This window comes from Candidatus Nitrosotalea sp. FS (assembly GCF_011319475.1).
GTDB lineage: Archaea > Thermoproteota > Nitrososphaeria > Nitrososphaerales > Nitrosopumilaceae > Nitrosotalea.
In genome coordinates, this window is the sequence record NZ_RCMC01000125.1 from 7,722 (window position 1) to 8,108 (window position 387).

The following is a 387-nucleotide window of genomic DNA, read 5'->3' on the forward strand; positions in this document are numbered from 1 at the left end:
AATTCCTTCTTGTGGCTTTAGTCCCAGGTGGCAAGTTGCCTTACCTCCTTTAGTAGTGGGAGAATCACATGTCACCATTAGTTGTTGTGTTGCATCTTTTCTCAATGCATAACTTTGTACGATATTTTGTGTTTTGTCTGGCATTGGCATTGCAAAACTTTGTGCACTCATTCCAAGTACAAAAAGTACAGTTGCTATTGCCATTCCAGATAAAAGTATTTTTGTCATTACAAGCAAAAATCAAAATTTGTTATTTAGCGATATTTCCAAATAATATGCAAATTTAGTGCAAATCAAAATTATGCAATCTTGTCTATCTTGGTATGTACAATACGATTGATTCGATTCAATGAGGAGGATAATTAGGGTTTTAAATTGTATTGAATC

General features: G+C 33.6%; 1 protein-coding gene. It reads right to left on the reverse strand.

The annotated features are described in order from the left end of the window. On the reverse strand, window positions 1–228 hold a 228-nt coding region (locus DYY66_RS04620; RefSeq protein WP_166286625.1), incomplete at its 3' end, for a hypothetical protein. Between the last annotated feature and the right edge of the window lie 159 nt (window positions 229–387).